Annotated in this window: 15 protein-coding genes and 1 pseudogene; 8 read left to right on the top strand and 8 right to left on the bottom strand. The window is 69.9% G+C overall.

The features are described from left to right. Nucleotides 1-11: 11 nt before the first annotated feature. A complete protein-coding gene (locus ACF1AL_RS33890; RefSeq protein WP_391777890.1) occupies nucleotides 12-602 on the bottom strand; it encodes an SMI1/KNR4 family protein in 591 nt (196 codons plus the stop codon). Nucleotides 603-1,078: 476 nt separating this feature from the next. On the opposite strand from ACF1AL_RS33890, the gene ACF1AL_RS33885 reads away from it, so the two are divergent. The 6 genes from ACF1AL_RS33885 (at nucleotide 1,079) to ACF1AL_RS33860 (ending at nucleotide 6,042) form a co-directional block, all read left to right on the top strand. Then, entirely contained in the window at nucleotides 1,079-2,017 is a 939-nt protein-coding gene (locus tag ACF1AL_RS33885) for an ATP-binding cassette domain-containing protein (RefSeq protein ID WP_386583870.1), read from the top strand. Continuing rightward, the gene (locus ACF1AL_RS33880; RefSeq protein WP_391777891.1) at nucleotides 2,014-2,865 is read left to right on the top strand and encodes an ABC transporter permease; all 852 of its coding nucleotides are present in this window, start codon (nucleotides 2,014-2,016) and stop codon (nucleotides 2,863-2,865) included. The genes ACF1AL_RS33885 and ACF1AL_RS33880 overlap by 4 nt, the downstream gene beginning before the upstream one ends. A 59-nt stretch (nucleotides 2,866-2,924) precedes the next feature. Then, nucleotides 2,925-4,193, top strand: a complete 1,269-nt coding sequence (locus ACF1AL_RS33875; protein ID WP_391777892.1) for a sensor histidine kinase — start codon at nucleotides 2,925-2,927, stop codon at nucleotides 4,191-4,193. Continuing rightward, nucleotides 4,190-4,858: a response regulator gene (locus ACF1AL_RS33870; protein WP_384210222.1), complete on the top strand. Its 669-nt coding sequence runs from the start codon at nucleotides 4,190-4,192 to the stop codon at nucleotides 4,856-4,858. Before ACF1AL_RS33875 ends, ACF1AL_RS33870 begins: the two co-directional genes overlap by 4 nt. A gap of 161 nt (nucleotides 4,859-5,019) precedes the next feature. After that, on the top strand, nucleotides 5,020-5,487 hold the full coding sequence (locus ACF1AL_RS33865) for an alpha/beta hydrolase (RefSeq protein ID WP_391777893.1): 468 nt from the start codon (nucleotides 5,020-5,022) through the stop codon (nucleotides 5,485-5,487). Between the two features lie 384 nt (nucleotides 5,488-5,871). After that, nucleotides 5,872-6,042, top strand: coding sequence for a hydrophobic protein (locus tag ACF1AL_RS33860; protein ID WP_366841395.1), 171 nt, complete (start codon nucleotides 5,872-5,874; stop codon nucleotides 6,040-6,042). A gap of 351 nt (nucleotides 6,043-6,393) precedes the next feature. Here the strand turns inward: ACF1AL_RS33860 and ACF1AL_RS33855 are convergent, their stop codons facing one another. From ACF1AL_RS33855 to ACF1AL_RS33845, 3 genes and pseudogenes are all read right to left on the bottom strand, one after another. Next, nucleotides 6,394-6,822, bottom strand: a complete 429-nt coding sequence (locus ACF1AL_RS33855) for a DUF427 domain-containing protein (RefSeq protein ID WP_391777946.1) — start codon at nucleotides 6,820-6,822, stop codon at nucleotides 6,394-6,396. Between the two features lie 84 nt (nucleotides 6,823-6,906). Then, nucleotides 6,907-7,191, bottom strand: a pseudogene (locus ACF1AL_RS33850) (UBP-type zinc finger domain-containing protein); the annotation flags it as partial. A gap of 202 nt (nucleotides 7,192-7,393) precedes the next feature. After that, on the bottom strand, nucleotides 7,394-8,599 hold the full coding sequence (locus tag ACF1AL_RS33845; protein WP_391777894.1) for a cysteine desulfurase-like protein: 1,206 nt from the start codon (nucleotides 8,597-8,599) through the stop codon (nucleotides 7,394-7,396). Nucleotides 8,600-9,016: 417 nt separating this feature from the next. On the opposite strand from ACF1AL_RS33845, the gene ACF1AL_RS33840 reads away from it, so the two are divergent. Then, nucleotides 9,017-9,220, top strand: a complete 204-nt coding sequence (locus ACF1AL_RS33840; protein ID WP_030601877.1) for a cold-shock protein — start codon at nucleotides 9,017-9,019, stop codon at nucleotides 9,218-9,220. A 319-nt stretch (nucleotides 9,221-9,539) separates the two neighbouring features. Here ACF1AL_RS33840 and ACF1AL_RS33835 read toward each other — a convergent pair whose 3' ends face one another. From ACF1AL_RS33835 to ACF1AL_RS33820, 4 genes are all read right to left on the bottom strand, one after another. Continuing rightward, nucleotides 9,540-10,145 carry a GAF and ANTAR domain-containing protein gene (locus ACF1AL_RS33835; protein WP_391777895.1) on the bottom strand — a complete coding sequence of 202 codons (606 nt, stop codon included), beginning with the start codon at nucleotides 10,143-10,145 and terminating at the stop codon, nucleotides 9,540-9,542. A gap of 416 nt (nucleotides 10,146-10,561) precedes the next feature. Beyond that, nucleotides 10,562-11,002 (bottom strand): VOC family protein, encoded by a 441-nt coding sequence (locus tag ACF1AL_RS33830; protein ID WP_391777896.1) that lies wholly within the window; start codon nucleotides 11,000-11,002, stop codon nucleotides 10,562-10,564. A gap of 122 nt (nucleotides 11,003-11,124) precedes the next feature. Continuing rightward, on the bottom strand, nucleotides 11,125-11,409 hold the full coding sequence (locus ACF1AL_RS33825) for a hypothetical protein (protein ID WP_391777897.1): 285 nt from the start codon (nucleotides 11,407-11,409) through the stop codon (nucleotides 11,125-11,127). Then, nucleotides 11,396-12,337, bottom strand: coding sequence for a hypothetical protein (locus ACF1AL_RS33820; RefSeq protein WP_391777898.1), 942 nt, complete (start codon nucleotides 12,335-12,337; stop codon nucleotides 11,396-11,398). Before ACF1AL_RS33820 ends, ACF1AL_RS33825 begins: the two co-directional genes overlap by 14 nt. Nucleotides 12,338-12,709: 372 nt before the next feature. Here ACF1AL_RS33820 and mscL point away from each other — a divergent pair, with 372 nt between their 5' ends. Then, complete coding sequence (gene mscL, locus ACF1AL_RS33815) at nucleotides 12,710-13,153, top strand: large conductance mechanosensitive channel protein MscL (RefSeq protein WP_366841403.1); 444 nt, start codon at nucleotides 12,710-12,712, stop codon at nucleotides 13,151-13,153. Nucleotides 13,154-13,196: the final 43 nt, after the last annotated feature.

Genomic DNA, 13,196 nt, shown 5'->3' with positions numbered 1-13,196 from the left:
AAGGACAGAGCCTAGCGGCGAACAACAGGCTGTGGTGCACGACGTGGACCCCAATCCGGCGGCAGCAGTGCCCAGGAACCGTGGTCCAACCACTCACGGAATCGGACGGGCCGGGCGCCAGCGGCGTGGTCCAGGGAGAGCGGGACGATGCGATCACAAGTAGCCCGTCCGTCCCACCACACCGTGCCGGCCAGTGAGCCGGTCAGCGCCAACAGGGTGGAGAAGCCGCAGCCGTGCTCCTGGATGACGATGGCACCGGCCGTCTTCAGGCCCTCGAACCTTTCGGCCGCGTCGGCCCAGGCACGCCAGGCTGCCCGGTACGCGGCGTCGTCCTCGAACGCCTCAGCCTGTGGCTCACGTGCCATCAAGTCGTTGTCGTCTTCGGCATAGGAGTCGGGATGAGGAAAAGGAACGGTCAGCAGTTCGCGCTGCCACTCGTCATTGCCGGCCCACCACCAACCACGCCCGGTCCGCTCGAGCCGGAACAGTGCCCCGCCCGCGCTCACCTCGCGCAGATACGCCCGGTATTCCTCAGGGAAGGACACACCGAGTTCACGTTCGGCATCGGCGATCTCGACTTCAGTCAGGGGCGGCTCTGTCATGGGGCGAGCCTAGGCCCTTCTCCTCGACTTCGACGCGCCACGTGAGGTCCAGCCCGAAGCTACCGAGCCGGATCAGTGGTTCGGCCGGCGTCACGTAGTGATTCCCGCGCCAGGCGCGAAACGTGATTCCCTTCATTGCTGCCCCGGCAACAGCCGTATCGTGTGACAAGTGGCCCCCTTCGTTCAGCGCCGAACACCAGGCCATGCCCTGACATGCTCGCATGCGCCACCGGACGGCCCAGATCTTGCTTCGGAGGTTGCTGTGTCGTGCGTGGGATGCACCGTCGGTGATTGACCACCTCGGCCACGCAACCCCGCAACCGCTCCATTCGCCGACCCCGGTCGTAGTACCCCGGTACCACCCGACCGGCCCGGTTCAGGCCCCTGGTACCACCGAAACCCGCAGGTCACGGACTTAGCGTGAGGGAGGAGGCGTCAGGCGTTTCGGGCGCCGAAGTCCGAGAGTGAGGACGCGAATGATCGAGGCACAGCAGCTCACGAAGAGATACGGGGAGAAAACGGCCGTCGACGGTCTGGACTTCACCGTGAAGCCGGGCACGGTGACCGGGTTCCTGGGACCCAACGGCGCGGGCAAGTCCACGACGATGCGCATGATCGTCGGGCTGGACGCGCCGAGCACCGGTTCCGTCACGGTGAACGGCCGGCGCTATGCCCGCCACGAGGCGCCGTTGCAGGAGGTGGGCGCACTGCTCGAGGCAAAGTCGATCCACCCCGGTCGCTCGGCCCACAACCACCTCCGGGCCCTTGCACTGACCCACGGCATCCCGCGCCGCCGGGTCGAGGAAGTCGTCGAACTCGCCGGTCTCGGCAGCGTCGCGAAGAAGCGGGCCGGTGCCTTTTCCCTCGGGATGGGCCAGCGGCTCGGCATCGCGGCCGCCCTGCTCGGCGACCCGCAGACGGTGATGCTCGACGAGCCCGTCAACGGGCTGGACCCCGAGGGCGTCCTGTGGATCCGCAACCTGCTCACCTCCCTGGCCGCCGAGGGGCGCACTGTGTTCGTCTCCTCGCACCTGATGAGCGAGGTCGCGCAGGTCGCGGACCATCTGATCGTCGTCGGCCGGGGCCGGCTGCTGGCCGACACGACGGTGCGTGACCTGGTCCGCGAGGCCGGCGGCGACACCGTACAGGTCGCGACGGACGATCCCGCACGGCTGCGGGACGTGCTGGCCGGGCCGGGCGTGGAGATCACCGGTCGCATCGGTTCGGAGGAGCTGCAGGTGACCGGGCTTTCCGCCCGTGAGATCGGCCTGAAGGCGGCCGAGCACGCCATCCCCCTGTTCGAGCTGACCACCAAGGCGGTGTCGCTGGAGGAGGCGTTCATGGAACTGACCCGGGACGCCGTGGAGTACCACGGCTCGACCACCGGCTTCGAGACCTCCGGGAGCACGGCGTGAGCACCCTTACGGCACCGCACGAAACCCCCGAGACCACCCCGGCCACTTCCACCCGGCCCGCCTACCGGGTGACCGGGCGGCGCGTGCTGTCCTCGGAGTGGGCCAAGCTCTGGTCCCTGCGCTCCACCTGGATCACCCTCGGCCTGGGCCTGCTGTTCCTCGTGGCCTTCGGCGTCATCGCCGCGAGCCACTACAAGTCCACCATCGCCTCCGGCCGGCAGCCGGATCGCGACTTCGCCACCGCGACGGCCGTGAGCCTGTCCCTCTTCGGCACGAACTTCGCCCAGCTCGCCCTCGGTGTGCTCGGCGTGCTGGTCACGGCGGGTGAGTACTCCACCGGCATGATCCGCTCGACCCTGGCCGCCGTACCGCGCCGACTGCCCGTGCTGTGGTCCAAGGCCACGGTGTACGGGCTGGTGGCTCTCGTGACCGGGACTGCCGGCGCCTTTGCCGCCTTCCTCATCGGCAGCCGGATCGTCTCCGGCACACCTGCGGCCATGGGACTCGGCCACTCCGGCGTGGTCCGCAGCCTGCTGGGCGCCGGACTCTACCTCGGCCTGGTCGGCGTCATCGGCACCGCCCTCGGCGCGCTGCTGCGGTCCGTGGCCGGCGGTATCTCCGTCCTCGTCGCGGCGTTGATGCTCGTTCCCGGGCTGGTCTCCCTGCTGCCCACCTCGTGGCAGGGCCACATCGCCCCTTACCTCCCCAGTCACGCGGGTGAGTCGATCTTCGCCCTGACCCATGACTCGACCACCTTGTCACCCGGTGGCGGACTCGCGGTCTTCCTCGGCTGGACGGCACTGGCGCTCGCCGGAGCGGCGTACCGGCTGCTGCGCAGCGACGTCTGAGCGCAACCACCCCGCATCATGGGCTGGTGACGTCCGTGGCGACCGAAGATTTCAGTGGTATGGGACCGCTGGTGGCTCGGCTCGGCCGGGCCGGCCAGCGGCTCCGGCACGCCGACCGAGTCCGCCCGTGGGTGCTGGACACCGCGGTGGTGGTGCTGGTCGGGGTGGTGTTCTGCCTGCCCGATCTGCTGCACGCGGCCGGCGTGATCGGCGGGGACGGCGACGGCCCGCGCCGCTTCCGAGTGGCCTTCACCCAGATTCCCGTGGCGCTGATGCTGGTCCTGCAGGCCGGGCTGGTGCTGCCACTGCTGTGGCGCCGCCGGGCACCCGCCGCGGCGTTCGGCACGGTCACGGCCGTGTTCGCCCTCCAGTGGGCGATCGGCGCCGCCCTTCGCGCGGACGTCGCCCTCTTCATCGCCCTGTACAGCCTGACCCTGCACGGACGGCTGGCGCAGCTGCCGTGGGCCTGCGCGGCGACAGCGGGGGCACTCGGCTTGGTCGCGGCGAGGGTGTCGGCGGTGGTCTCGGTATGGGACGCGCTGTTCTTCCTGCTCAGCACGGCCACCGCGGCCCTCGCGCTCGGCATGGTGATCCGAATCCGCCGCGCTCAGCTGGCCGCGCTGCGCGATCGCGCGGCCCGGCTGGAGATCGAACGCGACCAGCGCGACAGGCTCGCCGTCGCGGCAGAGCGGACGCGGGTGGCAAGGGAGATGCACGACATCGTCGGCCACAACCTGTCCGTCATCATCACTCTTGCCGACGCGGGCGCGTACGCCACCGCCGCCGCCCCGGAACGCGGTAAGGAAGCCCTGCACCTCATCGGTGACACAGGCCGCCAGGCCCTGGGGGAGCTGCGCAGGGTGCTCGGCGTCCTGCGCGAGCCGGACGGCCCGAGCGGCGCACCCGCACTCAGCCCCCAGCCCGCCCTCACGGACATCGGCGCGCTGTGCGAGGCGCTGCGCGCCGCCGGGCTGGAAGTCGTCTACCGTACGGCCGGTGACGTCGACGCCCTCGACAGCGGGGTGCAGCTCACGGTGTACCGCATCGTGCAGGAGGCGCTGACCAACGCCCTCAAGCACGCCGGTGCGGGCACCCGCGTCAATTTGGCGATCCTCGTCGAGGACACACGGCTGACCATCACCGTCCAGGACTCCGGACCGCCCGCCCCGGCGGCCTGCCCCGGCCGGGTGAACGAGGAAGGACACGGCTTGATGGGCATGCGGGAACGAGCCGCACTGTACGGAGGGTACGTCAGCGCAGGGCCGGCAGGTGCCGGTTGGACGGTGCGTGCCACCCTCGAACTCACGTCGGCGGGTGGCGTCCGATGACGACGGTGCTCATCGTGGACGACCAGCCGCTCCAACGGTACGGCTTCCGCATGCTCCTCGAATCCGTGTCCGAGACGGAGGTGGTCGGGGAGGCGGCGCACGGCAGCGAGGCCGTCCGCAAGGCTGCCGAACTGCGCCCTGACGTCGTGCTCATGGACGTCCGTATGCCAGGGATGGACGGTATCGAGGCCACGCGCCGCATCGTCGCCGCCGGCGACCGCTCCCGGGTCCTCGTCCTGACCACCTTCGACATCGACGAGTACGTCTACGCGGCTCTGCGCGCCGGAGCCAGCGGCTTCCTCCTCAAAGATGCCAGGCCCGAGGAACTCCTCGCCGGCATCCGCGCCGTGGCTCTCGGCGACGCGGTGATCGCACCCGCCCTCACCCGCCGCCTGCTGCACGAGTTCGCCCGGCTCGTGCCGCCCGGAGGCGACGGCTCTGCCGAGGATCCACGCCTGAGCGCCCTCACCGACCGCGAACGCGAGATCCTCGTCGCCATCGGCAAGGGCTGGTCCAACGGCGAGATCGCCAGCCATTTCGTCCTGTCGGAGTCCACGGTGAAGACCCACGTCGGCCGCGTCCTGTCCAAGATCGGCGCCCGCGACCGCATCCAAGCGGTGATCTTCGCCTACGACCACGGCCTGGCCCGACCTCATACGGGCTGAGCCCGGCGACGCCGAGGCGGCGTTGCAGGTCGTCCGGTTGGTGTTCGCTGATCAGGGCTTTCAGCGGTCGCTGGTGCTGTGTGATGCGCTGGTGACTGGTCGTCTGGTGAGTGAGTCGGTGAACGCGGTGGGAGTAGCCTCGGTACCTCGAAACGAGGTACTTGCAAGTCGCCCGGGCGCTGGCCCAGGAGGCCGGGTGCGCGGTCGCCAGTGTGGAGTACCGTCGAGTGGGTGCCGGCGGTGGCTGGCCGACGACACTCACCGACACCGCCCGCGCGGTGGACTTGCTGCCATCACTGGCCAATGCCGCGCTGGGTGCTCAGATCGACCTTTCCTGCGTCGCGTACGCCGGTCACTCGGCCGGCGGACATTTGGCGCTCTGGGCGGCGGCACGGCACCGACTGCCGACCGGACCGGGTCCCCCGGCCGAACCGACACTCCTCCCGCCGTTCGAGGAGTCCTCGCGCTCGCCCCGACGGCTGACCTCGCGGCAGCCGATGCTCTCGGCAGCGGTGGCGGCGCGGTCGCCGCCTTCCTCGGCGGCAACGCGGCCGCCGTCCCGGAACGCTACGCCGCCGCAACCGGAGCGACCCTCAACGAGGTACCCGGTGCTGGTCACTTCGACGTGATCGACCCCGACTCGGCCGCGTGGCCGGTCGTGGTCAGCGCCCTGCGCTCGATCATCCGACGGCCCAACCGGCTCGGGAGCGTGACAGTGACGGATGCCTCGATGCTGTCGCCGTGATCACCCGCTCGTGCCAGAGCCGTCTGCCTGCCGAGCGGCGCACCTTCGTCCGTGGGCTGTCCACTTGGAGTGGGCTGTCGTTGGGTTCGGCGCCTCGGCGCATCCAGCCGCGGGACGTTGTCTGTCTGTGGTGCGTGGGCGTCGAGGACGCGGGGAACCTGGAAGAGCGCGCCGCGAGCATATGCCCCGAGCCCTGTGGAAATAACTCATATTTTGTGTGCTTGTAGGGCTGAGGTAAGGGCATTCGTTGGCCAGGAGGTTGATAACTATGGTTCCCCTGCTTCTGGTTCTGCTGCTGGCTCTGATCCTCTTCGGTGCGGGGTTCGCACTGAAGGCTCTGTGGTGGGTCGCGGTGATCGTGCTGATCGTGTGGCTGCTGGGCTTCGTCGTCCGTTCCGCGGACGGCGCCGGCCGCAAGGGCCGCTGGTACCGCTGGTAGAGAAACGCACTGGGCGCGAGGAGCGCGCCACGCGCGAGAGGTGATGAGGGCTCGGCCGGATACGGCCGGGCCCTCACCCGCGTCAAGGCCGCCCCCGAGGGGTCAGTTGGGGGAGAGAACGGGCGTATCGGACGCACCGTGGGGTACGTGAGTCATGCACCGGCCCCGCAGACCCAGCAGTGGAACCCTGCTCCTCCTGTCTGCGGGGCCGCTGCGCAGACGGCCTGGCGCACACACCTGCGACATGACGCCTTGACGGGCCCGTCCGCCGGCTGCCGTGCGGGAAGGCCGGGGGTGAGGCGGGCACAGGTGCAGGTTCTCCGGCATCCCGTGCCCGGAACCGCTCCCTTCTCACCACAACTGGGTGCCCGGCGCGCCTTTGAACGGCCCCCGGACCTCTGCAGTGATCCAGCCGCCGTAGAAGTCGCCCTCCTGAGCGACGACCTCTTCCCCGGCGACCGTGCAGCGATCCATACGGCTCGGGTAGAAGGCGAAGAAGCCGGCGAGGGCTGTGTATGCGGGTTCGGGGCGGGGATAGCTCCAAGCGGCGCGAGGGCGGACGACGTCTCCCGCGACAACGTCCCAGTAGCGGGCCGACCCCTTCCATTCACACCAGGTCCGGCCGCCGCCCGCCGGCAGCAGGAAGGCGGTACGGACGTCCTGGTCAGGGATGTAGAACACGGGGGGATGGCTGGTCTCCAGCACCCGGATCGCTCTGCGGGTCTCGGCCACCACTTGGCCGGCGCACTCGACTCGTACGAGGCGGTCGTCTTCTCTCATGACGGGTGGCCGCGGGTAGTCCCAGACGGATTCGGGCGCCCTCGGCGCGGAAGGCGGCAGGGGCTCGTCCAGCGGATCGAGATACACGTCGTCCTGGTAGCACCAGGCCCATGGGCGGTCGCCTGCCAGAGACCGGGCGACCGGGTGTCCGCTGGAATCGAAGTGGGCCGTGGCGTGAGCGCCGGGGGAGCTGTCGTTGCAGCCCACGTGACCGCAGGTCAGGCACAGCAGCAGGTCGCGCGGTGCACGTCCGCGCACCGCGCATGACGGGCACGTATCGCTCAACGGCGTCGGGTCGGCCGTCCACGTGTGGTTGCAGGGTTTGCCCGACGGCCGACCGCCGTCCGGACGGGGGGTCCACCTCGTCATCATTGCCTGCCTGCGCGTCGGCCGGCGTCCGTATGGGTCACGATCTCTCCCCGGGCGTTCTCGTTCTCCTCGCTTGCTTCCCTGCGGAGCCCCGTGGGGGATGCAGGCAGCCGGGAATCCCGCGGCAGAGGGCGTGGCGTCACCGGCGAACAAGGGGGAGCAGCCGTGTCAGCCTGCGGTCCCGCTGCTGGCTGTGCGCTCCTCACCTCTCCAGGAACTGTGCCAACGCCGCCAGCAGTCTGTCGACGTCCTCGAAGTCGTTGTAAGGGGCGAGTCCGATACGGAGGCCGCCGGTGTCTCCGAGGCCCAGGTGGCGGGAGGCCTCGAGGGCGTAGAAGTGGCTGGAGGGGGCGTGAATGTCGTGGGCGGCGAGGAAGCGGTAGGCGTCGGTGGTGTCATGGTGCTCGAAGGTCAGCAGCAGGGTGGGGGTGCGGTCGGCGGCCCGGGAAAGGAGGCTGAGGTCTGGGAGCGCGGCCAGCCCCTGCTCGAGCCGGGAGCGCAGGGTGTCCTCGTGCGCTGCCAGCGCGGCGAAGGAGGCGGCCAGGCGTTCGCGTCGCGTGCCCGCGGCGCTGGTGTCGAGGCCGGCCAGGAATTCCACGGCAGCACGAGTGCCGGCCAGCAATTCGTAGGGCAGGGTGCCGAGTTCGAAGCGCTCGGGGACCGCATCGCTCGAGGGCAGAAGCTTGTCGGGGCGCAGGGTCTCCAGCAGTGCGGGCGGGGCGGCCAGGACGCCGTGATGGGGTCCGAGGAATTTGTAGGGGGAGCAGACGAAGAAGTCTGCCCCCAGCGCCGACAGGTCGACCAAGGTGTGCGCGGTGTAGTGCACGCCGTCGACGTAGGCGAGAGCTCCGGCGTCGTGGGCCAGTCGGCAGATCTCGGTGACAGGGGGGCGAGTACCGATCAGATTGGACGCGGCGGTGACGGCGACGAGGCGGGTGCGGTCGGACAGGACGGCGCGGACGTCGTCGGCCGTCAACTCCCCGGTGTCGGGGTCGAACCCGGCCCAGCGCACGGTGGCGCCCACCCGCTCCGCGGCCTGCACCCAGGGGCGGATGTTGGCGTCGTGGTCGAGACGGGTGACGACGACCTCGTCGCCGGGCGCCCAGGAGGCGGCGAGGGTGCGCGCGACGTCGTAGGTGAGCTGGGTGGCGCTGCGCCCGAAGACGATCCCCGCCGGGTCCGCGCCCAGCAGGTCGGCCATGGCCTGGCGCGCCCCGACGACGACGGCTTCGGCATTGCGCTCCCCGAGCGAATACTGCCCTCGGTTGGACAGGGGCCGCGCCAGCGCGTCGGCGATCGCGTCGATGACGGGCTGCGGCGTCTGCGTGCCCCCGGGGCCGTCGAAATGGACGGTCCCGGCCGCGAGTGCGGGGAATTGGGAGCGCAGGGAGGCGATGTCGTACGTCAACTTCTCAGCTCCTGGGGTGATCCGGACCAGTGGCACGAGTGAACCTCATGGGGCTGCGCAAGGCGCGTGGCTGGTCGCTGGACAACCTAGCCGAGCGTGCGGACATCAGTCCTTCGCCGCTCAGCCGTATCGGACCGGTCATCGGCGTCACAGCCTGGACCAGGCCGGCTGCGTCGGTCCCGACGACCTTGGCGTCCACCCTGGTCGGGGCTGGTTCACGGTGCTGTCCGGCCCGGCCGCGGACGTCGACCGGATGCGGGTACCGCGACCGGCCCAATCCCGCTTCAACATCGTGGGCGGATGATCGTATGACGGTGCCGTGATCGGGGTAGAGAGTGTGCCGGGGGTCGTCCCTCAGCGGAAGCCCCTGACTCATTCATCCGGCCGGCATCCCCGGCGACATCGAAGGAACGCAGTATGGCCAGCGGTACCGTGAAGTGGTTCAACTCCGAGAAGGGCTTCGGTTTCATCGCCCAGGACGGCGGTGGACCGGACGTCTTTGCTCACTACTCCAACATCTCGGGCACGGGTTACCGTGAGCTGGTCGAGGGGGAGACGGTCACGTTCGACATCACTCAAGGCCAGAAGGGTCCCCAGGCGGAGAACATCGTCCGCGGCTGACGTACGACGTCCTCTGCCGGGCTGTGTGCGCCTGGAGCCTTCAACGCGGGGTGCAACAGCTGTGTAGGCCTCGTGGGCTCGTCATGGCGCGCCGGTCCGCTGCCGCAGGGGAAAGGGTGTCGCTTGGTCGGCACGGTTCAACGGCTCGGGCGGCAGCCGAGCGGTAGGGGAGGGGCCCGGCGGATGCCGGGCCCCTCTTTCTCGGTGAGCGCAGTGTGCGGACGTGGGCCTGTGCATGCGGGCGGCGTCCCTCATCCAGGCAGGGAAGTGTTGCGCGGTCGCCCGCCGTGGTGCATGGCATCCTGCGAGAATCCGCCCATCAAACGGTGCCCGATTCGCAGACACGGCGGGCGACCTCGCGAAGTTTGATGTTGTGTTCCTGGGAGTACCGGCGCAGGACGGCGAAGGCCTGATCCTCGGTGAGGTGGCGAGCGTCCATGAGGATGCCCATGGCCTCGCCGATGATGTGGCGGGTGGCGACGGCCTGTTCCATCTGGGCGTGGGTGCGGGCGGCCGAGAAGGCGACCGCCGCGTGGGAGGCGAGCAGGACGCCCGCCGTCTCACTCGTGGTGGTGAACGCGCCGGGTCGGCGGGAGTAGAGGTTGAGGGCGCCGAGGTCCTCGTCCTCGGTGAAGAGCAGGAAGCCCATCATGCTGCCCAGCCCGAGCTTGTGTGCCTGTGGGGCGTACGCGGGCCAGCGCTGCTGTTCGCTGGTGAGGTCGGAGATGCGGAAGACCCGTTCGCCGTGCGAGCTGTGGGCGGCGTCGAAGCAGGGGCCTTCCCCGAGGATGCCGGCCGCGTCGCAGCCGTCGACCAGCTCGGTGGCCGACGCTGTGATCCGCTCCAGTGTGGCGGCCAACGAATCCTGTGCCAGAAGATCCCGGGCCATCGACGCCATCTGCTGAGCGAACCGACCCCAGTCCATGTGTCCTCCTCGCTTCGCTGCACAGAGCGCACCAGTCCTCCAGCCAGCTTTCCACGCACCTGCCCGGCGAGCGAAGAAGCAGCGCGGGCCATCGGGGGCTGCAGAGGCCGTCACGCGCCCAGCTGGGCCGCCTGACGGATATCCTCGATCGAGCAGTCGCTGCCTTGGAGGCCCCACACCCATCCGGCCCAGTTGGCGCTGCTCTCCGTGCGCCAACTGGCGGACGCGCTCACCGGCCAGCAGACCCAAGCGACCCTTCCTGCTGCACAGCAGGGGGGCACCACGGCGAACGGCGCTGAGGCCACGGCGGCGGCCCCTCTCCGATCACTTCTGAAGAGCCGCGTGCGACATCGCTTCTTGCCCACGGGTCCCGCAGGCTGCCGGGTTGCGAGGTGTACCGGATCCCCGGTCACCCTTCAGCCGAGCTGCTGGGCCAGTCCGACGATGATGCCCTCGGGGCCGCGGATGTAGCAGAGCCGGTAGCTGTCCTCGTACTGCGCCAGCTCGCCGACGAGTTCGGCGCCGTGAGGGCGCAGGCGGGCAATGGTGTCCTCGATGTCGTCGACGGCGAACATGACGCGGTGTGTGCCCAGAACGTTGTGCGGCCTGTTGCGCGGACCGTCGCTGATCGCCGCGGGGCTCAGGTACTTCGCCAGCTCGAGCCGGCTGTGACCGTCCGGGGTCCGGAGCATCGCGATGTCACACTGGACGCCTTTCAGTCCCGTGCACTGGTCGGCGACGAGACCTCCGACCTCCGTCCTGCCCTCCAGCTCCATACCGAGTTCCACGAAGAACGCGATGGCGGCATCCATGTCCTCGACGACGATGCCGACATTGTCCATCCGCTGGATCGCCATGCTGGTCTCTCCCTCTTCCGCGTGCAGCCGCTATCGGCCACTGATACCTCCGGGACGGAGCCATTGCCACGATTTCGACATCCTGTGGGCCACAAATCTCAGCGGCGGCATCACCACTCTGGTCAGCTGATGGTGGAGGGGTCCATGCCGGGCAGGTCGAATTGCCTGTTGAGCGCTCCGGAGCCACGCCAGGCATCTGCCGGTATTGCGCTGCCGGCCGAGGAGGGTCTCCCACCTTCCGACCGGCCGGTACAGACGCTGATGACGAAGCTCGACGTGACCTTGGTCGAACCGGCCCTGGGCACCGAGACCGCGGGGCGACGTCGCCCAATGAACGGGTCGTCAGTCTCGAAGGTGATGCGGCGCAGGAGGTTCTTGCCGAGTGGGGTGCGCTCAGCGAACGCCATGGCGGCGCTTCACCTGCTCCCAGACACCGGTGTCGCACGGCCCGGCGAGCCGCCGGAACGCCGCGTAGGGCAGTTCACGCAGCGGCGCGGGCTCAAGCCAGCTGTCCCGTACGGCGGTCGGGTCCCAGGAGGCCACCGGCATCCGTACATAGTCGGGGCGGCCGCTCTTGTCCGCACTGGTGACCTTGAGCACCTGGGCGTGATGGCGGAAGGTGCGCACCACCAGACACGGCCTGTCCTTCGAGCCGGTGCCGTCGTCGAAAGGAAGCTCGGCGAACCAGACGTCGCCCGGCGCGGGAGGACGCCCGCGGAACATGCCGGGATCCGGTGGCACCGACTCCGGACCCTGGCGCGGCGTGGACGCCAGCCCACTTGGCTGACGTACGGATCCAAAACCCGCGCCCCCTCGTGGCGGGCGCACCGAACCCCATCCCGTGCCCCTGCGCGGCGGCGCCGCAACGGGGCGTGGCAGGGCGCGGATCCAGGTGCCGACGCGCAATCCCGTGACCAGCAGGGACACGCCAGCACCGGTCAGTGCGCAGGAAATGAGGTCGGCGCCGGTCGCCGCCGCGAGGAGCCCACCGCCCAGGCACTCCGCCACCACCAGGCATGCCTGGATGCGCACCGAGCTGCCCTTTCCCGCTCGCACCGGCATGGGCCCCGTGGACCCCGGCCTGACCGGTTCGGCGGGTTGCGGAGTACGAGCGCGGGCGCGGGTGTAGGCGATGAGCAGGGCGATCAGCAGGACGCCGACCAGGTCCAGCACATCGGAGAACCCGTAGCCGCCGTCGTCCTGGTAGCCCTTGTCGTAGCCAAGGACGAACAGGCCCATCGCGGTCAGGCTGGTGAGGGGAAGCCACGCTGCGAGCAGGGCGACAGCCAGGACGGCGTACGCCGCGCCGCCGAGTCGCGCGATGGTCTCCCGCACAGACACCTCCCCCGTCCGGCGCCGACAGTACTGCCCTGACCTGCCGCCCGGGAAACCCGAAAGCCGTGACGGGTGGGAACTGGGCGGTGCGCCCCTGGGGGCGGCGGGGCGCTGCACTGGTCGGCGCATCCGCAGCGGCTTCTTGGCGGGCCGCCAGCGCGACACTCAGGCGCGAGAAGGGAGCGAGCGGGACCGTACGGCCACTGGCCCGAGCGGGGTGGGACAGACGACACCGATGCAGAGGACGGCCTCGACGAGCCGGCGGCCGCCGTGGTGCCGCCGCTCAGCAGGCATGGGTGAGACGTGGCAGGGCACCGGGGGGAGGAGCCGGGGTGCAGCCCATCGACGTCATAGGCCTAGAAGGGGTAAAAGGTGAAGGGCTTCCGCAGCTTCATCCTGCGCGGGAATGTGGTCGACCTGGCGGTCGGCATCGTCATCGGAGCGGCGTTCACCGCCGTCGTCAACGGCTTCGTCAGCGCCTTCTTGACCCCGCTCGTCGGACTGGCCACCGGCGCCACCGGGGACATGGCCCGCAAGACTTTCACGGTAGGCGCCACCAAGTTCCCCTACGGAGCCTTCCTCAACGCGGCGATCAGCTTCCTCCTCATCGCCAGCGCCCTGTACTTCCTCGTCGTACTGCCCATCAACAAGCTGCACGAGCGCCTCGCCCCCCACCACGACGTCCAAGCCCCCAAGCGGGACTGCCCCGAGTGCCTCAGCCCCGTCCCGGCCCAGGCCCGACGCTGCGCCTCCTGCACCGTCCCCCTGCCCGCGGTACCCGCCCAGAGCGGGGAGACGACCCAACGGGCCGGGTGACCGGCCCTCTCATCGATCGGCGACGGCCGGACAACCTCGGTGC

The organism is Streptomyces sp. NPDC014801, assembly GCF_043082085.1.
In the GTDB taxonomy this organism is placed as follows: Bacteria; Actinomycetota; Actinomycetes; order Streptomycetales; family Streptomycetaceae; genus Streptomyces.
Note: the sequence above shows the minus strand (reverse complement) of the source record. Positions and strands in the feature narration are given on the sequence as shown.